The 22596-nt window shown below is 73.7% G+C and carries 17 protein-coding genes; 10 read left to right on the forward strand and 7 right to left on the reverse strand.

Going from position 1 to position 22596, the window contains the following annotated elements:
- The first annotated feature begins 36 nt into the window (after positions 1–36).
- The 7 genes from AB5J51_RS34840 (at position 37) to AB5J51_RS34870 (ending at position 7562) form a co-directional block, all read left to right on the forward strand.
- Positions 37–2340, forward strand: coding sequence for an FAD-dependent monooxygenase (locus AB5J51_RS34840; RefSeq protein ID WP_369779479.1), 2304 nt, complete (start codon positions 37–39; stop codon positions 2338–2340).
- A gap of 10 nt (positions 2341–2350) precedes the next feature.
- A complete protein-coding gene (locus AB5J51_RS34845) occupies positions 2351–3385 on the forward strand; it encodes a carbon-nitrogen hydrolase family protein (RefSeq protein WP_053787602.1) in 1035 nt (344 codons plus the stop codon).
- The gene (locus tag AB5J51_RS34850; RefSeq protein ID WP_053787601.1) at positions 3382–4536 is read left to right on the forward strand and encodes a cupin domain-containing protein; all 1155 of its coding nucleotides are present in this window, start codon (positions 3382–3384) and stop codon (positions 4534–4536) included. The genes AB5J51_RS34845 and AB5J51_RS34850 overlap by 4 nt, the downstream gene beginning before the upstream one ends.
- Positions 4537–4552: 16 nt before the next feature.
- Positions 4553–5458, forward strand: a complete 906-nt coding sequence (locus AB5J51_RS34855; protein WP_369779480.1) for a fumarylacetoacetate hydrolase family protein — start codon at positions 4553–4555, stop codon at positions 5456–5458.
- 85 nt (positions 5459–5543) lie between these two features.
- On the forward strand, positions 5544–6269 hold the full coding sequence (locus AB5J51_RS34860) for an Asp/Glu racemase (RefSeq protein ID WP_369780366.1): 726 nt from the start codon (positions 5544–5546) through the stop codon (positions 6267–6269).
- 60 nt (positions 6270–6329) lie between these two features.
- Positions 6330–7163 (forward strand): PaaX family transcriptional regulator C-terminal domain-containing protein, encoded by an 834-nt coding sequence (locus AB5J51_RS34865; protein ID WP_369779481.1) that lies wholly within the window; start codon positions 6330–6332, stop codon positions 7161–7163.
- A gap of 15 nt (positions 7164–7178) precedes the next feature.
- Entirely contained in the window at positions 7179–7562 is a 384-nt protein-coding gene (locus AB5J51_RS34870) for a hypothetical protein (RefSeq protein ID WP_369779482.1), read from the forward strand.
- Between the two features lie 140 nt (positions 7563–7702).
- Here AB5J51_RS34870 and AB5J51_RS34875 read toward each other — a convergent pair whose 3' ends face one another.
- The 7 genes from AB5J51_RS34875 to AB5J51_RS34905 form a co-directional block, all read right to left on the reverse strand.
- Positions 7703–8557, reverse strand: coding sequence for a DMT family transporter (locus AB5J51_RS34875; RefSeq protein ID WP_053787597.1), 855 nt, complete (start codon positions 8555–8557; stop codon positions 7703–7705).
- A gap of 99 nt (positions 8558–8656) precedes the next feature.
- Positions 8657–9460: a RimK family alpha-L-glutamate ligase gene (locus AB5J51_RS34880; protein WP_369779484.1), complete on the reverse strand. Its 804-nt coding sequence runs from the start codon at positions 9458–9460 to the stop codon at positions 8657–8659.
- On the reverse strand, positions 9457–10449 hold the full coding sequence (locus tag AB5J51_RS34885) for a RimK family alpha-L-glutamate ligase (RefSeq protein WP_369779485.1): 993 nt from the start codon (positions 10447–10449) through the stop codon (positions 9457–9459). The genes AB5J51_RS34880 and AB5J51_RS34885 overlap by 4 nt, the downstream gene beginning before the upstream one ends.
- Positions 10450–10578: 129 nt before the next feature.
- Positions 10579–13950: a hypothetical protein gene (locus AB5J51_RS34890; RefSeq protein WP_369779486.1), complete on the reverse strand. Its 3372-nt coding sequence runs from the start codon at positions 13948–13950 to the stop codon at positions 10579–10581.
- Between the two features lie 131 nt (positions 13951–14081).
- Positions 14082–14810, reverse strand: coding sequence for an anti-sigma factor (locus AB5J51_RS34895; RefSeq protein ID WP_369779487.1), 729 nt, complete (start codon positions 14808–14810; stop codon positions 14082–14084).
- On the reverse strand, positions 14807–15403 hold the full coding sequence (locus AB5J51_RS34900) for a sigma-70 family RNA polymerase sigma factor (protein WP_053787647.1): 597 nt from the start codon (positions 15401–15403) through the stop codon (positions 14807–14809). Before AB5J51_RS34900 ends, AB5J51_RS34895 begins: the two co-directional genes overlap by 4 nt.
- A gap of 115 nt (positions 15404–15518) precedes the next feature.
- Positions 15519–16511, reverse strand: a complete 993-nt coding sequence (locus AB5J51_RS34905) for a DUF1996 domain-containing protein (protein WP_133898959.1) — start codon at positions 16509–16511, stop codon at positions 15519–15521.
- A 112-nt stretch (positions 16512–16623) separates the two neighbouring features.
- Here AB5J51_RS34905 and AB5J51_RS34910 point away from each other — a divergent pair, with 112 nt between their 5' ends.
- The 3 genes from AB5J51_RS34910 to AB5J51_RS34920 all read left to right on the forward strand — a co-directional run bounded on the left by AB5J51_RS34910 (position 16624) and on the right by AB5J51_RS34920 (position 22088).
- A complete protein-coding gene (locus AB5J51_RS34910; protein WP_369779489.1) occupies positions 16624–17370 on the forward strand; it encodes a DUF1838 family protein in 747 nt (248 codons plus the stop codon).
- Between the two features lie 222 nt (positions 17371–17592).
- A complete protein-coding gene (locus AB5J51_RS34915) occupies positions 17593–17949 on the forward strand; it encodes a CU044_2847 family protein (protein WP_133898961.1) in 357 nt (118 codons plus the stop codon).
- An 86-nt stretch (positions 17950–18035) separates the two neighbouring features.
- Positions 18036–22088: a trypsin-like peptidase domain-containing protein gene (locus AB5J51_RS34920; protein ID WP_369779491.1), complete on the forward strand. Its 4053-nt coding sequence runs from the start codon at positions 18036–18038 to the stop codon at positions 22086–22088.
- The last annotated feature ends 508 nt before the right edge of the window (positions 22089–22596 follow it).

The raw sequence follows: 22596 nt of genomic DNA on the forward strand, positions 1-22596 counted from the left end.
ACCATATGTTGTTCCGGAACCACGAGGAGGTACGCCGTGCGCGTAGCAGTCATCGGAGGAGGGCCCGGCGGGCTGTACTTCGCAGCCCTGGCCAAGCAGCTCTCCCCCCACTGGGACGTCACCGTCTGGGAGCGCAACGCTCCCGACGACACGTTCGGCTTCGGGGTCGTCTTCTCCGACGAGACCCTCGACGGCATCGCGCAGGCCGACCCCGAGATCTATGCGGCCATGTCGGCCGAGTTCGCCCGCTGGAGCGACATCGACGTCACCTACCGGCGCCGGACCCTGACCTCCGGCGGCCACGGCTTCGCCGCCCTCGGCCGCCGGCAGCTGCTGCGGATCCTCCAGGAGCGCTGCGCCGCCCTCGCGGTGGACGTCCGCTACCGCACCCAGGCCCCGCCCGCCGCCGAGCTGGCCGCCACGTACGACCTCGTCGTCGCCTGCGACGGCGTACGGTCGGCCACCCGCGCCGCCTACGCGGACACCTTCGGGCCCGACCTGGACGAACGCTCCGGCCGCTACATGTGGCTCGGCACGGACAAGGTCTTCGAGGCCTTCACCTTCCTCGTCGAGGAGCGGGACTTCGGCACCCTCCAGGTGCACGCCTACCCCTACGACTCCACCCGCTCCACGTTCATCGTGGAGATGGACGAGGCCGCGTGGCGGCGCGCCGGCTTCGCGGAGTTCGCCGACCGCGACCACCCGCCCGGCACCAGCGACACGGACAGCATCCGCCGCTGCGAGGAGATACTCGCCGGCCACCTGGACGGGCACCGGCTCCTGCCCAACAACTCCAAGTGGCTCCGCTTCACCACGGTGCGCAACCGCACCTGGCGGCACGAGAACGTCGTCCTCCTCGGGGACGCCGCCCACACCGCCCACTTCTCCATCGGCTCCGGCACCAAACTGGCCATGGAGGACGCCCTCGCCCTGGCCGCCTGCCTGCACGAGCACCCGGACGTCCCCGGCGCGCTCGCCGCGTACGAGGACGAGCGCCGCCCGGTCGTGGAATCGACCCAGCGCGCCGCCCAGGCCAGCCTCGAGTGGTTCGAGAACATCGGCCGCTACACGAGCCAGGAACCGCCGCAGTTCGCCTTCAACCTGCTGACCCGCAGCCGCCGCGTCACGTACGACAACCTGCGCGTGCGCGATGCGGAGTTCACCACCGCCGTCAACTCCTCCGCTCCCGTGCCCCCGATGTTCCGCCCCTTCCCGCTCGGCGGACTGCTCCTGCGCAACCGGGTCGTCGTGCCGCCCACCGCCCTCGCCACGGCGCGCGACGGCATCCCGGGGGACTTCGACCTCGTCCACCTGAGCACCCAGGCCCTCGGCGGATCCGGCCTGGTCCTCGCCGGGATGACCGCCGTCAGCGCCGAAGGCCGGGACGCAGCCGGCTGCCCCGGCCTCTACACCGACGAACAGGAGGCCGCCTGGCGGCGGATCACCGACTTCGTCCACGGCCAGAGCGACACCTGCCTCGGCATCCAGCTCACCCACGCCGGCCGCCGCGCCGGCACCGGGGACGGTCCGCCGGTCGCCGCGTCCTCCCTGGCCTGGGACGAGCGCAGCCCGGTCCCGCGCGAGGCCACCCGGGCCGATATGGACCTCCTCGTACGGGACTTCGTCCGGGCGGCCCGGCGCGCCGACCGGGCGGGCTTCGACGCACTGGAACTCCAGTACGGGCACGGCCAGTTGCTGTCCGGTTTCCTCTCGCCCCTGACCAACCTGCGAACCGACGCGTACGGCGGCGACCTCGCCGGGCGGCTGCGCTTCCCGCTGGAAGTGCTCGACGCCGTACGGGCGGTGTGGCCCGCCGGCAAGGCCCTGCTCGTCCGGATCTCCGCGGCCGACTGGGCCGAGGGCGGCCTGACCGAGGCCGACGCCGTGGCCATCGCCCGCGCCCTCGCCGAGGCCGGCGCCGACGGGATCGACGTCTCCACCGGCGAGGTGGTCGCCCACGAGCGGCCCCGCTACGGCCGCAGCTACCAGACCCCGTACGCGGACCTGATCCGCAACGCCACCGGGGTCCCCACCATCGCCGTCGGCGCGATCTCCACGTACGACGACGTGAACTCGATCATCCTGGCCGGCCGGGCCGACCTCTGCGGGGTGGGCCGCGCCCAGCTGCACGACCCGCTGTGGACCCTGCACGCCGCGGCCGCCCAGGGCTACCACGGGCCCGCCGCGCCCTGGGCGCCCTCCTGGAAGGCCGGCAGCGGCAGACCGCCCGCCGCCCGCACCGACCGGGTCCCGCCGCGCCTGGAGCTGCTGCGCCGGCCCGCCGCGCCGGTGCACCAGCGCTGGCTGCCGCGCCTGGCCGCCGCCGCGCCGGCCAACTGAGGAGAACCCTATGGAGACCCTGCCCCCCAACCGCCCGCCCCTGCACCACCTGCCCCGCTTCACGGCGGCGGCCGTCCAGGCCTCGCCCGTCTACCTGGACCCCGCCGCCACCGTCGACAAGGCCGTCGCGCTGATCGCCGAGGCGGCGGCCAACGGCGCCGAACTCGTCGTCTTCCCCGAGGTGTTCGTCCCCGGCTACCCGTACTGGAACTGGACGATGAACCCCGTCCAGGGCTCTCCCTGGTTCGAGCGCCTCCAGCGCGCCTCGGTCGACATCCCCGGCCCGTACGTCGACACCCTGCGCGCGGCGGCCCGCCAGTACGGGGTCGTGCTCGTCATCGGCGTCAACGAGCGTGCCGCGCACAGCCTCGGCGTCCTCTACAACACCCTGCTCACGATCGGACCCGACGGCGAACTCCTCGGCGTGCACCGCAAACTGGTGCCCACCTGGGCCGAGAAGCTCACCTGGACCGGCGGCGACGGCAGCTCCCTGCGCGTCCACCCCACCCCCGTCGGTCCGCTCGGCGCCCTCGCCTGCGGCGAGAACACCAACACGCTGGCCCGCTTCACCCTCCTCGCACAGGGCGAACTGGTCCATGCCTCCTGCTACATCGCCCTGCCCGTGGCCCCGGCCGACTACGACATGGCCGATGCCATCGCCGTCCGTACCGCCGCCCACAGCTTCGAGGGCAAGGTCTTCTCCGTCGTCGCCTGCTCCACCGTCTCCCCGGAGATCGTCGACCTGCTCGCCGGGGACGACGAGGAGCTGCGCGCCCTGTTCCAGCGGCCCCGCAGCGCCCTGTCCGGCATCTTCGGCCCCGACGGCCGCCCCGTCACCGAACCGCTCGTCGACGACGAGGGCATCGTCTACGGCGAGATCGACCTCGGCCGGTGCATCCAGCCCAAGCAGATGCACGACATCACCGGCCACTACAACCGCTTCGACATCTTCCGCCTCGAAGTCGACAACCGCCCCCGCCTGCCGGTGACCTTCACCGCGCCGCCCGCGGGCCCCCTGACCACCACCGCTGAGGAGGACGTATGACCATCGAGCAGGACGACACGATGCTCGGCCGCGCCCGGGTCTCCGACACCCCCGAACTCGAGCGCTACTACGGCGAACTCGAGACCCTGGACGCCGGCGCCCTGTGGACCGTCGCCAACGACATCGAGCCCTGGTACCCCCAGCCCAAGTCCGTTCCCGTGTTGTGGCGCTACGAGGAGCTGCGCCCCCTCGTCCACAAGGCGCTGGGCCTGGTCAAGGCCGACGACGCGGGCCGCCGCGTCGTGATGCTCGTCAACCCCGGCCGCAAGGACGTCAGCGCCGCCGCCGGCCTCCTCTACACCGGGCTGCAGATCATGGGCCCCGGCGAGGCCATGACCGCCCACCGCCACCAGGCCGCCGCCCTGCGCTTCGTCCACGAGGGTACGGGTGCCTGGACCATCGTCGACGGCCAGAAGCTGAAGGTCGGCCCGCGCGATTTCGCCATCACCCCGAACGGCACCTGGCACGAGCACGGCAACGACGCCGAGGACGCCCCCGTCATCTGGCAGGACGGCCTCGACATCCCGCTCGTCAACGCCCTCGACGCCGGGTTCTACGAGGTCCACCCCGAGCTCCACCAGACACCCGGGAAGGTGGTCAACTCCTCCGTGCTCCAGTACAGCGCGAACCTGCTCCCGTACGGCTCGGAGCGGTGGAGCAGGCCCTACTCGCCGCTGCTCGCCTACCCCTGGGAGCCGACGTACGAGGCCCTGCTGGGCCTGGCGAAGGCGAGCGAGGGGTCCCCGTATGACGGGATCATCGCCGAGTACACCAACCCGGTCACGGGCGGCTCCGTGATGCCCACCATGGGCGCCCACATGCAGCTGCTGCGCCCCGGACAGGCCACCCGCGCCCACCGGCACACCGGCTCGGTGATCTACACGGCCGCCAAGGGGCACGGGGTCTCGGTCATCGCCGGGCAGCGCTTCGAATGGCGCCAGGGCGACATCTTCTGCGTCCCGTCCTGGGCCTGGCACGAGCACCACAACCTCGACCAGTCCGAGGACGCCTGCCTCTTCTCCTTCAACGACTTCCCGGTCATGCGCTCGCTCGGCTTCCACCGCGAAGAGGCGTACCCGGACAACGACGGCCACCAGCCCATGCCGGCCTCCGCCCCGGCCGCTGCTGCCGCCCCGACCGCCACCGCCTGACCCCGAGGAACCCACCATGCGTCTGCTGACCTTCACCACCGGCGATTCCGCGGCCCGCCTCGGCGCCGACGTCGACGGCCTCGTCCTCGACCTCGCCGTCCTGGCCGACCACGCCGGCGTCGACCTCCCGCGCGATCTGCTCTCGTTCGTCCAGGCAGGACCCGCCGCCCAGGAGACCGCGACCCGCCTCCTCGCCGCCCATGCCTCCGCCCGCCCGGCCGGGGCCGTCCACCGGCTCGAAGAGGTCACCCTGGGCGCCCCGCTGCGCCCCGGCAAGATCATCGGGGTCGGCCTCAACTACGTCGAGCACGTGGAGGAGTCGAGCCGCAGCCTGGACACCGACAAGGAACTCCCGCCCCGCCCCGTCCTGTTCAGCAAGCCCGCCACCGCCGTCACCGGCCCCGGCGCGCCGATCCTGCACAACGGCGACCTCACCCAGCAGCTCGACTGGGAGTGCGAGCTGGCCGTCGTCATCGGCCGTACCGCGTTCCGGGTGAGCGAGGAGGACGCGTACGAGCACATCTTCGGCTTCAGCATCGTCAACGACATCAGCGCCCGCGACCAGCGCCGCTCCGGCCAGTGGTTCTTCTCCAAGGGGCAGGACTCGTACGCACCCTTCGGCCCGGTGGTGGTCACGGCGGACGAGATCCCCGACCCCATGGCCCTGGACCTCTCGCTGCGCGTCAACGGCGTCACCAAGCAGAAGTCGAACACCCGGCACATGCTGTTCCCGATCGCCCGCCTCATCGCCGACATCAGCTCCGGCGTGACCCTGGAGCCCGGCGACGTCATCGCCACGGGATCGCCCTCCGGCGTCGGCGCCGGCATGGTGCCGCCGGAGTTCCTCGTCCCGGGTGACACGGTCGAGGCGACCGTCGAGCGCATCGGCACCCTGGCCAACCCCGTCGTCGACGCCCGCTGACCGTACGCCCAGCAAGCACCGAGGAGTACCCGTGCCGCCCCGCACCTACCGCATCGGCCAGATCGTGCCGAGCTCGAACGTGACCATGGAGACCGAGGTCCCCGCCATCCTGCGCGCCCGCCAAGCGGTGCTGCCCGACGAGAGGTTCACCTTCCACTCCAGCCGGATGCGCATGACCCATGTGACGCCGCAGCAGCTCAAGGCCATGGACGCCGACTCCGACCGCTGCGCCGTGGAACTGTCCGACGCCCGCGTGGACGTGCTCGGCTACGCCTGCCTCGTGGCGATCATGAGCATGGGCCTCGGCTACCACCGCGCCTCGGAGCAGCGGCTGCACACCCGTACGGTCGAGAACGGCGCCCCCGCACCCGTCGTGACCAGCGCGGGCGCCCTCGTCCACGGACTGCACACCATCGGCGCCCGCAAGATCGCCCTGCTCGCCCCGTACATGCGCCCGCTCACGCGGACCGTCGTGGACTACCTCACCCACGAGGGCATCGAGGTCCTCGACTACGAGGCCCTCGAAATCCCGGACAACCTCGACGTGGCCGCCCACGACCCGGCCAGGCTGCCCGGCCTCGCCAGCGCGCTGGAGTACGCGGACGCCGACGCGGTCGTGCTCTCCGCCTGCGTGCAGATGCCCTCCCTGGGTGCCATCGAGGAGGCCGAACAGCTCCTGGGCAAGCCGGTGGTGTCAGCCGCCGTCTGCACCGCCCACCAGATGCTGCGCGCCCTCGACCTGCCGGCGCTGGCCCCGGGGGCGGGACACCTGCTCTCCGGCGCGTATGCGGAGGCACCGCTGCCGCAGTAGTCTCCGCCGGGCTCGCGGCGGGCTCGATATGATCGCGACCGCGTACAACGGAAGGCGATCATGTCGGACAGCCCCCTCAGGCCCAGCTCGTTGATCAACACGGTCTACGGAGCGTTCCTGCGCCGCCTCGGCGGCTGGATCTCCATCGCCGACCTGATCACGCTGATGGGCGAGCTGGACGTCGACGGCCCGGCCGTGCGGTCGGCGATCTCGCGGCTCAAGAAGCGCGGCGTCCTCGAACCGGAGCGCCGCGGTGCCACCGGCTACCGGCTCAGCTCGGCCGTGCACCCCGTCTTCGACGAGGGCGACCGCCGCATCTTCGCCAGCCTCGAGCCCGCCGACCTGGCCGACGGCTGGGCCATGGCGGTGTTCTCCGTACCGGAGTCCGAGCGCTCCCACCGCTACCAGCTGCGCACCCGGCTGACCTGGCTCGGCTTCGGGAACATCGCCCCGGGTGTGTGGCTGGCCCCGGGGCGGCTGCTCGAGGACGCCCGCGGCATGCTCGTCCGGCTCGGCCTCAGCGAGTACGTGCACCTGTTCGCCGCCGACTACGCCGCCTTCAGCGACCTGGCGCAGACGGTGAGCGAGTGGTGGGACTTCCCGGCGATCCAGACGCAGTACGCGGCCTTCACCGACACCTACGCCCCCGTCGCCGAGCGCCTCGCGGCGGAGGGGGAGCCCGGCCCGGCCGAGGCGTTCCGCCACTACGTGCCGCTGCTCACGCAGTGGCGCCGCCTCCCGTACCTCGACCCGGGCCTGCCGAGCGAACTCCTGCCGGCCGACTGGAACGCGGTGGCCGCCCGCCAGGTCTTCCAGCAGCTCCACGCGGTCCTGCTGGAGCCGAGCCTGCGCCACGTCCGGGAGGTCACCGGGCTGGAGGAGGCAACCTCCTAGGGCAGCGGCGGGACGGTGTACGTCGGGATCGACGGATCGTTCGGGGCGGGCTTCCACGGCGTCCAGTCGGGCGTCAGGGTGGGCCGCGGCGGCGCCGGCGGCGGATTGGGGCCGCGGTTCGGGTTCTGCGGGACCGACGAGGTGCGCGGCGGGGTCGGGGCCTTCGGCCGGGCGCCGGGGGTGGCCGTCGGGTCCGGGGTCTCGCCCGGCTCCGCGGAGGCGGCGGGCGTCGGCGTCGGCCCCGCGGTGGTCGGAGAGGACGAGGCCGTGGCCGACGGGCTCGCGCTCGGCGTCGGCGAACCGGACTTCTCCGGCGCCGGTGACGCGCCGCCGGAACAACCGCCGAGCAGCAGGCTGCCCGCCAGCAGTGCGGTCATGGACATCGGCACTCTGCCGTGAGGGCTGACGCCCACCGGCCACCTCCTGGAACACGATCTGGTCAGTGCGCGGTGATCGTAGCCCAGACCTGCGCGGATGCTTCCGGCAGGTGATCGGTGGCCTCGGGCGCAAGGCGGACCGCGCCGCACCCGCCGCCGGCGTCAGGGAGCACCCGTACCGGCCCGTGCGAGGGCGACGACGCCGGCACAGATCAGTGCCACGCCCAGCAGTTGGGGGAGCACCCACCACCCCGCCCGCAGGTGCTCCTCGTACAGGACCACGCCCAGCGCGATGCTGATGCCCGCATCGCCCAAGGTCAGTGCGGGCTGCGAGGCGACCAGCGGCCCGCCCTGCATGGCGTGTTCGAGCAGCAGCAGGGCGCAGATGCCCGTCGCGCCGAAGGCGTACGTCTGCCACGCGGTCAGGAAGCCGACGATGCCGTGCTCGGTCAGCACGAACACGGAATGCTTCATCAGGGCGGCCGTGATCGCGTAGCAGACGGCGGTGGCCGCGCCGAGGCAGCCGGCCCGCGCACGCCCCGGCGGCCTGCGCAGCCCGGCCACCGCCAGGGCCGCGACGACGGCCGCGCACGCGGCGAGGGCGGGGATCCACCGGTCGGCCGGCACGTGCGTCCGGTTCCCCGTGGGGGAGGCCGCGAACAGCGCCACCCCCAGCCCGGCCACCACCCCCGCCACGGCCAGCCACAGCGCCCCCGGCAGCCGCCGCCGGGCTACCAGCGAGGCGATGAGCAGCGCGAGCGGCAGCTCCAGTACGAACAGGGGCTGTACGAGGACCAGCGCACCGGTGGCCAGCGCCGCGGCCTGCCCCACTCCGGCCGCGATCACGGCCAGGATCCCGGCGATCCACACGGGCCGCTTCAGCAGATCGAGCACCAGGCCGAACCGGAAGCCCTTGCTCTGCGGCACGGTCAGCGCGGCCCGCCGCTGGAGCACGGTGGCCAGCGCATTGCTGAGCGCCGCGAACAGCGCGAAGAAGACCGGCAGCACGACGCCCATCCGCCGATCCTCACGGCCCCCGCCGCACCCCCGGCCCGCCGACACGCCCCGACGGGCGGATTCCCCCTGTCCGGTCCTCCGGCGACGGGGGCGGAGGGATCAGCGGCCGGCCCCGGCCCGGGCCAGAGCCAGCGCCGCCAGGGCCTGCGGTGCGCCGGCCTGGCCCCGGATGCCGGGGAAGGCGTTGACGTCCACGATCAGCGGGATGCCGTCGCCGGTGTCGATGAGGTCGACCCCGTAGACGTCGAGGGCGAACACCTCGCCGGTCCGGCGGACCACGTCCGCCCAGCCGGGCGGCAGTTCGGCCAGCGCCAGCGGCCGGGTCGGGCCCCGGCCCTGCGGTGCGAGCTCGGAGCGCCGCAGGGCGGCGAAGACCCGGTCCCCGATGGCCCACAGCTTGTGGTCCCAGCCGCTGTTGGGCGCGAACTCCTGGACCACGACCGGCTCCTGCGGCCACGCGTCCGCCAGCTCGCGCAGCCGGGCGCGGTCGTCGACCCGGGCGACCAGGTCGTGCCTGCGGCTGTGCCGGCTCTTGACCACCAGGGGCGAGGCGCCGAGCGGCTCACCCGCCGCCCATGCCGCGAGGGAGCCGTACGTGCGCGTGCCCGCGAACGGCAGACCGGCCTGCAGGGCCACCTCCGCCATTGCGGTGCGGTCCTGGCAGAGCGCGGTCGCCGCCGCCGAGTTCAGCACCGGGGCCCCGCGCCGCTCCAGCTCCCGGGCGAGTTCAAGCGCCCCCGGCGTGCGCGACTTCAGCAGGTAGACGTCGGCCAGGTCGTCAGGGGCTTCGTCCACGGCACCCGGATCCAGCGAATCCACCCGGTGCCCGGCGGCTTCGAGCAGCGCCGTCGCGGCGGCCAGCAGCGGATGGCCGGGCTCCGGCGTGACCAGGCAGATCCTCACAGGGCGGCCTCGCCGGCCCGCGCGGACGCCTGCACGGGCGACCCCTGCACGGGCGACCCCTGTACCGGCGACCCCTGTACGGGAGACGCCTGCACCGGCGACCCCTGCACCGGGATCGACAGCGGCAGTCCCTGCGGCACCCGCGGGTGGCACACGGCGGCCGCCGTCGCCGCCGGGCTGCCCGTCCGCGCCAGCCCCAGCACGGCCCGCGCCACCCGGGCCGCCGCGTCCGGTACCTGACGGAAGCTCGGGAAGTCGTTCACGTCCACCACCACGGGCCCGTCCGGACCCAGCAGCACGTCGACCCCGTACAGGTCGAGCCCGTAGACCGCCCCCACCTGCGCGGCCATCGCCGCCACCTCGGCGGACAGCGGTACGCGCCGCTCCCGCACCGCCGGATCCGGGTGCAGGGGCGAGCACCGCTCGGTGGCGAACAGCTCGCCGCCGACCGCGTACACCTTGATGTCGGTGCCCGAATTGGGCACGTACGGCTGGGCGATGAGCATGTGCTCGCCGGCCAGCCCGGGCAGGACCGCCTCGAGTTCCGCGGGCGAGGACACCAGGTGCACGGCCCGCCCGGAGCTGCCGTCCGCGGGCTTGACGACGAGGGGGTACTCCGCGGCCGGTATCTCCCGCAGCAGTTCCGGCTGCGCCACGGCGTACGTCGGGGGCATCGCGAGCCCCCGGGTCCGGCCGATGGCGGCTGCCAGCGCCTTGTCCCGTACGCCACGGATCGAGCGGGCGTCGTTGACCGTGGTCATCCCGGCCGCGGCCGCGGCCTCGAGCAGGGTCAGCCCCGGACCGCCCGACACGGTCTTGAGCACCCACGCGTCGTGCGCGCCCGAGGCCACGACCTCGGTCATCCGCAGCAGCGAGCCGCCCGGCCGCACCACGTCCACCTGGTGGCCCCATGCGGTGAGCTGCCGGATCACCTCGTTCGGCATGCCGTCGTGGCGGTAGTGCTCCTCCACCAGGAAGCAGAGCCTCATCGACCTTCCCCATATTCCCCGGACGTCCGCCGATCCCGTCCGGCGAGTTGTGACGTCACAGGATGTCATGGACCGCAATGTGATGATCGGTCCGGATGGGGACGTGGGCGTTCCGGCCTGCGGCCGCCGTCACTCGCGGTGCGTGATGGCCACCAGTGCCGCGTCCCGTACCTCCGTCTCCGCGTGCCGCCTCAGCTCCCGCAGCAGCGCCCGCCACTCGGCAGGCCAGTCGCAACGCCCGCCCATCGCCGAGGTGAGCGCGACGGCGAACAAACCCGGAACCGGGGCGCCGTCCTGCGCGAGACCCCGTACGGCCTCCAGCACCACGGCGGGGTCCCCGACCCGGTCGCCGTGCCGGTTCCCGTCGCGCAGCGAGACCGCCGTCGTCGCGGCCAGCCCGGGCCGGCCCGCGTGGGCCGCCACGAGCTCGGCCAGGGCCGCCCGCAGCTCTGGCAGGTCCGCGCGCAGGTCGACCGACCGCCTCAGCAGCGCCACGCGGGCCGTGGCCAGGGCGGGTTCACCGGCGAGCTGCCGTACCAGGGCCGCGCGCAGCCCGTGGTGCTCCGCCGCGACGATCTGGCTCAGGAACCGCACCCGCTGGAGGGCCGGCAGATCGCGCTCGGCCTCGGCCTCCGCGTCGTCCCCGGACCGTACGACGGCCAACAGCCCGTCCACGGCGCGATGGAACTGGCTCCCGGGCTCGCCGCCGCCGACGGGGTGCGGGAGCCCCGAACCGGCGATCTTCTCCAGCGCCGTCGCCGCGGCCTGCCAGCCGGGGTTCGGCGCCAGGTCGCAAACGGCCCGCCGTACGGGGTCCGCGGCGTCCGGCGCGTAGGCGACCCAGTCCGGCAGCGCCGCGACCGCCTGAGCGGCCACGGACCGCTGGGGAGAGGCGGCGAGGAGCGCCACCAGCCGGGCGTAGCGCGGCCGGTGCGGCGCCGCCACCGAGAGCACCGGGGTGTGCGCGATCACGGCCCCGGCCTCCCGGGTACCGCTCGCCGCGGCCGTCTCCAGCAGGTCCCAGACCTCCCCGGTCCCCAGGAGCCCGATCGCCAGGCTCACGGCGGCGGTCGCCACGTCGGGGTGGCTGTCGGCGTCGCCGGAGATGCGTGCCAGCAGCGCCGCGGCCCGGCGGGGCGGCAGGAACCGAGCGCTCAGGCGGAGCGCCTCCTTGCGGCTGGTCACCTTGACCCCCGAAGGCGCGGCCAACAGCCCGTCCAGCAGCTCCGCGAGCCGGGTCGGCGCGGTCGCCGCCGCGGCCCGCCCGGCTGCGTACACCGCGACCCGGGCGTGGTCGTCGCCCGCGTGCGCGAGCAGTTCGGGCAGGACCACGGCGGGCTCCACCGTCCGGGCCGCGGCGGCCAGGGCGGTCTCCGCGAGCCGTGTGTCCGCCGAGCGCGCGTGCCGTCGTACGAACTCCAGCCCGTGGTCGGGGATCCGCGCCGCCGAGCGCAGGGCGTCCGCCCGCTCGTACACCGTCCTGGATTCGTCGCCGACGGCCACCTCGGCGAGCCAGGCCGCCTCGTCCTGCTGGCGCGGCACCCACCGGTCCGCCCGCTCGAGCCGGGGGAGCGGCCGTACGGAGCCCTCGCGCAGGAACCGGCCGTACGGCGGACGCGCGGCGAGCGCGGAGTCCAGCAGATCGGTGCGGTGAGCCGACAGCACGTCCAGTACGGGCGCCAGCGCGGCCGCCGACGGCTCCCGCTCCAGCAGTACGGCCACCCGCGCGCCGCGCGTCGCCGGGTCCGACAGCCAGACCCCGGCGAGCCGCGGGAACACCCCGCCGGCGCACTGCTCCAGGGACTCGCCGAGCATCCGCTGGAGCTCCGGCATGAGGCGGCAGCGGTCCCCGAGATAGGACACGAGCGTGAGCAGCGGTTCGTACTCGCCCTTGGACGCCCGGCCGTCGAGCCAGGGGCGCAGGACCTCGAAGATCCGCTGCTCCCGGCCGCGCGGCAGCACGCCCCCGTACCCGCCGTGCAGGAGGCGCCCGGTGCGGACGGCACGCTCGCGGAGCGTGCGCAGCGCCCAGTCGAGCAGCACGCAGGACGGAGCCGGTTCCTCCAGCACCGCGAACACCAGGCGCTCCAGGGCCCGGCGCGTGTCGTCGGAGTGGTCGCGGGCCTCGACGGCGTCCACGGCGATCCGCTCCAGGCAGGCCACCGACGCCTCGGCGGCCAGCAGCGGCACCGGCACCCTGGACAGGGCCGCCAGGGCGGCCGAGCGCACGGGGTCGCGTTCGTTGCGCAGCCGCCGTGTCATCAGTTCCAGCACCTCGCCCAGCGCTTCGGCGTCGCTCGCGTGGACCGCGTTCTCGACGAACCGGACCCAGGCCACCCGGCGGGTGTCGGCGTCGGAGCTCCGCGTCCCGGCGAGGAGTTCCGGCCGCGCCTCGGCGACCGGCAGGTGCGCGACCGCTTCGAGGACTCGGTCGGCCGCCCCCGCGTCCCGGCGGGCGCGGTCCGCGCGGCGCCGTGCCACGGCCTGGCGGCGCTCGCGCGGGAGCACGGCCAGGACGTCGTCGGGGACCATCCCGTCGGGGGCGGGGAGGTGCGCGGTGGCCGCGTCGTGGAACGCCGCACGCCGGCCCGGAGGCAGCGCCTTCAACAGCGCGGCCAGGTACGCGGGGCGCCCCGCCCAGCGGCGGCCGAGGGCGGGCAGGGACGGCGGATCGGCCCGGACGAGCTGCCGCAGCCGGGACGGCGGAAGGAGGCGCTCCTGGTACCCGTCCGCCCGTTCGGGGGAGGTCAGCCAGCGTACGAAGCGTTCCGCGTCGGCGGCGATCAGATCGCCGACCCGGTCGTCCAGGCGCCGGGGCAGCCGGCCCGGCCCGTACTGCTCCAGCAGGCCGAGCACGCGCTGCGGGGCGGCGGGCAGGGCCGCGGCCAGACCCGGGGCCTGACGTTCCCACCAGCTCGTGCGCAGGCCCTCCGGCAGCTCCGCCAGTTCGGCCGCCGCCTGGTCCAGCACCGGGCCGGGATGGCAGCGGCCCAGCCGGTGCCAGTGGGTGACGGCATGGGCCAGCTCCGGCAGCAGGGCGGAGACGAACTCCGGCCCGCAGGCCGGGAGCAGGGAGGCGGCCTCGGCGTCGCCCCACTGGGCCCGGACGAGGGGCGTCAGCCGTTCCGCGAGCGCCCGGCGTGATCCCCGGAACACGGCTTGCGTCAGCTCCCGGCGGATCTCGGCGGAGGCGTCGTCGTACGCCGCCTCGATCGCCTCGTCCGGCACGGGCAGCGTGCGCACGGCCCGCCGGGCGAAGGACCGCACCACCGGGTCCGGGTCGGCCAGCCGCTGCGCCAGGTACTCGGTCTGCCGCCCCGCCGATGCCGCCAGCGCCGCCAGCCGCCGCTCGTAGCGGCCCCGGCCGGCCAGCTCGGCCAGTACGCCGGGCAGTTCGCCGCTGCGGGCGAGGTCCCGGGCGGTGGTGGCGAGCAGCCGCAGCCGTTCGGCGTACGGGAGCGGATCGAGGTCGGCGAGCAGGCGTTCGACTGAGCGTGACATGGCGTTCAGTGTGCCCACCGGGGCTGACGAGGAGAAACGGTTTCCCGGCGGCTGCGCACAGCGAGGAGCCCGGGCGGCCGTCACTCGGCCGCCCGGGCTCCGCTTCTCCTCGTCGACGGGCCCCCGCCGGATTACACCGGCATGGGCACGGACACGAACCGCTTGCCCGATTCGTTCTCGACCACGACCTCCTTGACGTTGGCCGGGTCCACCGCCGCCGAGCCGTCCAGCGAGGCACCCTTGCCCTCGCCGTTCTGGCTGCCGACGACCCAGCTGCCCGCGGAGGTGCGCTTGCCGTCCTTCCCGACGACGATCAGCAGGCAGCGCTCGCCGGGCGGGATCCCCGCCACGGCCGCGTGCACCCGTACCCATTTGGCGGCGGGTGTGACCTGCACGGTCATCCGCGCATTGGTGCCCGGGTCGGTGGCCGATGCCACCTTCGTACCGGCCACCGGGGGTGACGGCTGCGCCGTGACCGTCGGCGTCGGCGGCAGCGGCTGGGCGACGGGCCCGCCGTCCGCGGAGCCCAGCTGCGCCCCGGCCCAGAACACGGCGGCCAGCGAGGCCGCCGCGGCCAGTCCCGCGACGCTCCATCGTCGGCGCCGCTCGCCCGACGCCTCGCCCCGCATCTGCCGCAGCGTGCGCTGGAGCAGCAGATCACCGCCCTGCGGCGGTCCGTCGAGGAAGGCCTCCGCAGGCACCTCGCCCAATGCCGCTTCCATCTCGCGCAACGCGGCCACCTCCTCACGGCATTGCACGCAGCCGCTCATGTGCTCTTCGACCTGGCGGACGTCCTCCGCCTCCAGGACGCCGAGAACGTACGGGCCGAGCAGTTCCTCCTCGTGCCGCTGCCGGTTCATGCCACCACCTCACGCAGTCCGGCGGGCTGCTGGGGCGGCCTGCCCATTCGATTGCCCTCCCTGGTACTGCCTTGTCGGAATACCTCGCGCAGCGCCTTGAGGGCGTAGTGCGCGCGTGATTTGACCGTGCCCGCCGGGATGCCGAGGCTGTCGGCCGCCTCGGCCACGCTGAGCTGGCGGTAGTACAACTCCTTCAGCACGTCCCGGTGCTCCGGGGACAGCTGGTCGAGGGCCCCCAGCACGGTCATCGTGTCGACCACGGAATCGGCGTGGTCCAGCTCCACCGGGGGAGCGGCCGCGGCCCCGGAAACCTCCGCGGGGCGGGCGGCCTTGGCCCGGTAGCGGTCGGTGATGATGTTGCGGGCCACCGTCAGCAGCCAGCCGCGCACCGAACCCTTTCCGTTGACCAGGACCTCGGAATGCCGCCAGGCCCGGATGAGGGTCTCCTGGACGACGTCCTCGGCCGTGGCCCGGTCACCGGTCAGCCGGGTGGCGTAGGCGAGCAGGGCGTGGCCGTGCTCCTCGTAGACCGACCTGATCAAAGCCTCGTCGGTCGAGCCCCGCCGCGTGCGGGGCCACAGTGGTCCGGCCATCTCACCCTCTCCGTCTTCCTCGCCCATCTGGTGCGGACAGAACACGCCTCCCGACGGGACCTGGTTCATGTGACCCGCATCACTCCGATGCGGCGGTACTTCGACGCGGCGGCCCTCAGGTCCGGCAGCCGAGCCCCTCGTTGAGGCATGCGACGACCGCGGCCATCTGCCCGTCCGTCATGGCGTCCACGAACATCGCGTGGTCCGTCTTCGGGCTGTGCCGCTGCTCGGGGAAGGAGTCGACGGCGACCGGCACGCCCGGCGGCACGTCGTACGCGAGGGAGATGCGCAGCTGGGGCACGGCGAAGGTGCCCTGCGGGCAGACGCCGTTGGCCGCGGGGAAGCCCAGGTGCGAGCGGTGGCCCGGGCTCTCGGTGTCCAGTCCGTTCCAGCAGCTGGGGAAGACGAGCGTACGGGTGAGGCGTTCGCCGGCGGGGCAGCGCGGGTAGCGGGTGGTGAACCGGTCGGGGGATCCGGAACAGCCCCAGCGGGCGCGGACGTCGGCGTCGCTCGCCGCGGTGTACGCCACCGCGTCACCTGTCATCGCGCGCAGGAAGCGCGGCATCGGCACGACCTTGGCCACCGGGCTGCCGCGGAACTCCACGGAGACCGCCGCCTCGGGCAGGATCTCGCCCGAGTTGCCGTGCCCCGCGGAGCTCTCGTGGGGGTGGCTGCCCGCCCGGTCGAGCCGGCGCAGGACGGGCCAGTAGTACGTGGAGCGGTCGCCCCCGCGGCAACTGGTCGCGGCCGCGGCGAGGGAGGCATCGGTCGACATCGCGTCCGTGGACAGGTTCCCGACGTACGCGTGCGTGTGGTGGGCGCCCGAGCGCAGTCCCGGCGACACCACCAGGTTGTCCTCGTTGTAGTGGCGCTCCTCGTTGCGGCCGCAGTCCACCGTCACGGTGCCCGTCGAGGCGTCGGGCCCGGCCGACGGATCGCGGGGACCGGGGGGTACGTCCTGTATGTCCACGTAGTCACGGGAGTTCATCCCGGAATGCGGCGTCCCGTCGGGGCTCGCCACCCGGGCAGCGCCCAGCACGGCGGCGGTCAGCCCGATGCCGAGCACCAGGCAGACGAGCAGTGTGAGCAGTCGGCGTTCGTTCCGCATGCGGGTCACGGTTGCCGCTGCGCGCCGCAGCGTCAACCTGGCATCCGCATCTCGGCCGGGCAGCAGCCGGGGAGCTTGCCGAGCCGGCGGCCGGCCGCGCACAGTACCCGGCATGACACCCGCTGAGCTCCTGCACGCGTTCGCCCGCACCCGCGCCTCGCTCGACGGCGCCGAGGTGACCTTCTGGTGGTCCGGGGACGTCCACTCCTGGGCCCCGGACCAGCCGTACCGGCGCCTCTTCGGCTTCGAAGGCGTCAACGTCGCCCGGCTCGTCGATGACCCGGAGACGGGAGGCTTCCAACTGCTCACCAGGGAAGCCGCGTTCTACCTGGATCCGCAGACCCGGGAGATCCTGGACACCTGGGAGGGCAAGCCGGTGATCCACATCTGGAACGATCCGGCCAATCTGAGGCTGCGGCCGTTCCCGGTCCCGCTGACCGAGCTCGGGGACCAGGTCTGCTTCAGTCTGGAGATCCCGCTCGCCTACCCCTCGCCGCTCCCGGTCGCCGAGTACCCGCTGAACTCCGCCGACGACACGTACAAGGCCCTGGAGCTCTTCCAGTTCTTCGCGCCGCGCTCCGTGCTCACCACCAAGGAGCCGGGCGTCCCCTGCACCATGTCGTGGATGCGGATGTCCCCGTGGCTCCCGTGGATGGAACAGGGCCAGCGCCCGGGCGGCCTCACCTTCCACTGCCGGGGCCGCAAGCTCGCCTCCTACGCCGAGGTCCCGGAACGCACCCGCGCCCACATCGCGGCGCACCACCCCGAGTACGCGCACGCCCCGGAGAAGTGGACCGAACCCAACGAGACGAGCTGGACCTCCTTCCGCAGGCACCACGCACCGCAGCCGCGGCCCTGACGGCCCGACGGCTCTGCCGGGCCCGCGGCCCGTACGGCGCAGCCCGGGATGCGGCACGCGCCGGGTTCTGACGATGATGGCAGGACCCGGCAGCGGGCTCGTACACACGCCCGCCCACCGGTCGACCGCATGCGCCGCCGACGCCCGACGCCCGACGCCATCGCCGTCCCGGTCGCGGCCATGAACGGCCTCAGCCCTGCCGTGCACGTGTGAGGAGGAGTTGTGGCACCTCTGGCTCGGATCCGCCTCGACGGCGGGGGCGGTCTTCTGATCGAAGCCCCGGCCGGGCTGGAGGCTTTGGAGGGGCCGGTGAAGGCCGGCCGCCTCGGCGAGGCCATCCACGACCTGCCGGGGACGCTGCAAGAGGCTCTGGTCCCGATCACGAAGGCGGTCGACGCCACCCTCGGGCAACTGCGCAAGGCGCAGCCCGACCACATCGCCGTCGCCTTCGGTGTCGACCTCGCGTTCGAGGCAGGGGCCGTGATCACCAAGACCGGCGCCGGCTGCCACTTGAACGTGACCGTCGCCTGGAGGGCGCCCGGCGCCGCCCGACCGGGCCCGGACGGCAGCGCGGGCTGATCCGGGTGGACAGCGCCGGCGACGGGCCGGATCCCGCGAGGGGCCCGGCGGACGACCACCCGCCGGGAGCGGGAATCTCGGCCGCAGTGGCTCAGGTCCTCGCCGCCGACGGCGCGGTGGCCGGCGCCGGCTTCCTCGTGGCCCGGGACATCCTGGTCACCTGCGCGCACGTCGTCACCGGGGCCGGATCCGGGCCCGGCGGGAGCGTCCAGCTGGTCTTCCCGCACGCGGCCGGCGCGCCCCGGGTCGAGGGGCAGGTCCTGGAGGAGCCGTGGCGGGCCCCCGACGACGAGGACGTGGCCGTCGTCCGCCTGGGCGGCGCCCTGCCGGACGTGGAGGCGCTGGCGTTGGGCTCTGCCGAAGGCGCCTCGGGCCACAGGGTGCGCTCGTTCGGGTTCCCGGACCAGGCCCCGCGGGGCGGGCACTGGGGCTACGGTGTGGCCGGCGACTGGCTGGCGGCCGTCGAGGGCAGGAGCGCGCGCCTCCAGCTGACCGATGCCAACGACCTGACCACCGGGTTCAGCGGCGGGCCGATCCTCGACACCAAGACCGGCCTGGTCATCGGCATGCTCACCGAGATCACCGCCCCGGACGCGTTCGGGAAGGGGCAGGGCATCGCCTACATCACCCCCGTAGGGGTCCTGCGTGCGGTATGGCCCGATCTGGTGGAGCAGGACGTGTGTCCCTACCAGGGTCTGGAGCCGTTCACCGCAGCGCAGGCCCGCTGGTTCGAGGGCCGTAGGGACGCCGTACGGCAGGTCATCCAGAGCCTCGCCCGGCAGCGGCGGGTGACCCTGCTGCTCGGCCCCTCCGGTTCGGGCAAGTCCTCGCTCGTGGAAGCCGGCGTCCTGCCCGCGCTGGCCGACGGCGCACTGCCCGGCAGCGACCGTTGGCTGCAGGTCACCGCCCGGCCGCGGCAGAACCTGCTGCTCGAGATCGAGCGCGCCGGGCTTCCGGGGGCCGCGACCGACGGGATCGCCGCAGCCGTCACCCGCAGGCTCGAGGACGAACCCGTGCACGAGCGCGTCGTCCTGATCATCGACCAGTTCGAGGAACTGCTCGCTCCGTCCGGCAACGGCCTGCAGCACGCACACCGCCAGGCCGCGACGGACCAGATCGCCGAAGCGGTGAAGTCGCACGCCGAGCTCAGCGTGATCCTGGTCATGCGTGACGACTTCTACCCCCAGCTGGCGGCTCTGGCCCGGATCGTGGAGGCGGCGATGCCGGGGCTGCTCAACGTGCCGAGTGCGCTGAGCCAGGAAGACCTGCACGACATTATCACCAAGCCCGCCCAGGATCTGGGAGCCCATTTCCAGCCCGGGCTGCCCGAGCACATCGTCCGTGACGTCCTGGACATCGCGCCCGAGGGCGCCGCGACCCGCGAGGCACCCGTCACCGCACTCCCCCTGCTGGAGCTGACGCTCAGCCAGCTGTGGCAGAGGCGCCAGGACGGATACCTCACGCACGATGCGTACGGGCGCATCGGCGGAGTCAGGGGCAGCATGACCACGTGGTGCGAGACGGCCCTCCGCCAGCTGCCGGACGATCAGCGGCTCATCGCGCAACGGATCCTGACCTCCCTCGTGCGGCCCGCCGACCCCGCCCACCACATTCCCGCGATCCGCGCGCAGGTCCCCCTGCACGACCTGCGCGACCTGGCGGCCGACCCCCATGCCGCGCCCGACGCCGGCGAGGCCTTCGACGAGGTACTGGCGACCCTCACCCGCTATCGCATCATCACCACGCACACGCCCCGCACGCCCGGCGGGGACGACACACCCGCCGGTCCGCCGGTCGCGGAACTGATCCACGACGCACTCATCCAGGACTGGGGCACGCTGCGCGAGTGGGTCAGCCAGGACCACCGCTTCCAGGACTGGCTCGAGGGCACCCGTGAACGGCAGGAACGCTGGAACGAGAGGCGCGACCCGGGGGACCTCCTCGGGGGGACGGCACTCGCCGAGGGCCTGGACTGGCAGCAGCAGCGCCGCCTGCCGCGGGACATCTGGGACTTCCTCACGGCGAGCCAGCAGCGCCAGCTGGCCGTCATCCGGCGCAACAAGATCACCATCGCGCTCCTTGCCGCCGGGCTCGTCGTGGCGCTCGTCGCCGTGGGCGGAGCCGTCTGGCAGTGGCGGACGGCCGAAGTCCAGCGCCGTACGGCCCTCTCCCTCGGGCTCGCCGCCCAGTCCGACGCGCTCATCAGCGCGAACCCCGACCTTGCCGCACTGCTGGCCATCAAGGCGTACCGCACGAAGCACACGCTCGAATCGATCAAGAGTCTGGACGTTGCCGCCGCCCTCCCACTGCGGCGGCGCCTGTCCGACCACACGGCACCGGTGTGGGCGGTGGCGTTCAGTCCCGACGGCCGCACGCTCGCCACGGGCAGTGCCGACAGGACGGTGCGGTTGTGGGACGTGGACACGGGTACGAGCCGCCCCCCGCTGGCCGGCCACGGCGGCGTGGTGCGGTCGGTCTCGTTCAGCGCGGACGGGCTCACGCTCGCCACTGGCAGTGACGACAGGACGGTGCGGCTCTGGGACGCGAAGAACGGCGCGCTCCGCACCGTGCTCCCCGGCCATACCGGCGCGGTGCGGTCGGTGGCGTTCGGCGGGGACGGTGTGCTGGCCAGTGGTGGTGACGACGGGACGGTGCGGTTGTGGGATGTGGACGCGGGCACGGCGCGTACGCTGTCCGGCCACACGGGGCCGGTGGTCTCGGTGGCGTTCGGCCGCGACGGTGTGCTGGCCAGTGGTGGTGACGACGGGACGGTGCGGTTGTGGGATGTGGACGCCGGCACGGCGCGTACGCTGTCCGACCGCCGCGCACCGGTGGAGTCGGTGGCGTTCAGTCGGGACGGGCGCACTCTCGCCACGGGCAGCCTCGACGGCACGGTGCAGTTGTGGGACGTGGACACGGGCACGAGTCGCCCCCCGCTGTCCGGCCACGGCGACGCGGTGTGGTCGGTGGCGTTCAGTCCGGACGGGAGCACTCTCGCCACGGGCAACTCCGACCGGACGGTGCGGTTGTGGGACGTGCACTCGGGCAGGAGTCGCCCCCCGCTGCTCGGCCACGGCGACGGGGTGTGGTCGGTGGCGTTCGGCCGGGACGGCACGCTCGCCAGCGGCGGCGACGACAAGACGGTGCGCTTGTGGGATACGGACACGGATATGGCCCGTCCCCCGCTGTCCGGCCACACCGGAGCGGTGCGGTCGGTCGCGTTCAGTCAGGACGGGGGCAGACTCGCCACCGGCAGTGACGACAAGACCGTGCGGTTGTGGGACGGCAGGACCGGCAAGCTCCTCAGGACGCTGCCCGCCCTCAGCGGGCCGGTGCGGGCGGTGGCGTTCGGCCCGGACGGGCGCACGCTCGCCAGTGGCGGTGACGACAGGGCAGTGCGGTTGTGGGACCTGGACACCGGCACGGCCCGCGCGCTGTCGGGTCATACCGGCGCCGTGCGCTCGGTGGCGTTCAGCAGGGACGACGTCATCGCCAGCGGCAGTGACGACAAGACGGTGCGGCTGTGGGACGGGAGGACCGGCAAGTTCCTGAGGACGCTGTCCGCCCACGGCGGCAAGCCGGTGACTGCGGTGGCGTTCCACCCCGGCGGGCGCATCCTGGCCACCGGCAGCATCGACGGCTCGCTGCGGCTGTGGGACGCGAAGACCGGCAAGCTCCTCAGAACGCTGCCCGGCGGCCACACCAAGGCGGTGGGCTCGGTGGCGTTCAGCCCCGAAGGGCGCACCCTGGCCACGGGCAGCCTCGACGGCACCGTGAAGCTGTGGGACGGGGACACCGGCGGGTACCGCAGTACCCTCCCGCGCTCCACGTACCCGGTGCATGCGGTGGCGTTCAGCAGGGACGGGCAGACCCTCGCCACCGGCAGCGACGACTTGGACGTGTGGTTGTGGCACGTGGCCGCCCGCAAGGTCCGCAGCAAACTGCCCGGCCACACCGACGTGGTGGGCTCGGTGGTGTTCGGTCCCGGTGTTCTCGCCAGTGGCGGCGAGGACAGAACGGTGCGGCTGTGGGTCGTCCGCGATCCTGATGCATCGATCAAGGAGATCTGCGGGTCCGTCAACCGGGGCCTCACCGAGGATGAGCTCAAGTCGGTCGGCCGCGTGTGTCCGACCCGCTGATGCCGCACTGAGGCGCGCAGGACCTCGAGCGAACGCAGCCCTGCACGGCCTGACCCGTATCCCGGGACAGGCCGTGCTGTGCTGTGTGGAGGGGTCTTGCCCGGGTTCGGGGTACACGTCCAGCTTTGCCCGCAGCCCGCTCCGCAGTCGTTGCCGGAGGCTGCTTCGAGGTGCGGTCGTCCCGCGTCGTACGGGCCACCCCCGCGGGAGGGCCGGCAGGGCCGGGAGGTAGGGTCCCGGGGAGGTGTAGGGGGGCGTCAGGGGGGTGGACAAGGGTTTTCCCGGTATCGGGTTCATCCTCGCGTTGCCTACTGTCTGCCCACCGGCGATCTTTCCCACCCCGAACGGACCCCGCGCCAACCCCACATGGTGTGAAGCCGTGCGGCCGGGAAGATCGCCCGCACCGCCGTTGCCCCTGCCCCGCCGAAGCGGCCGGGGCAACGCGGCGAGCAGCGGTGGCCGGGACGGGCGTGACCAACCCGTCCCCGGCCCCGTAGCCGCCGGTTCA

The sequence above is a fragment of the Streptomyces sp. R33 genome (assembly GCF_041200175.1).
Classification (GTDB): domain Bacteria; phylum Actinomycetota; class Actinomycetes; order Streptomycetales; family Streptomycetaceae; genus Streptomyces; species Streptomyces katrae_B.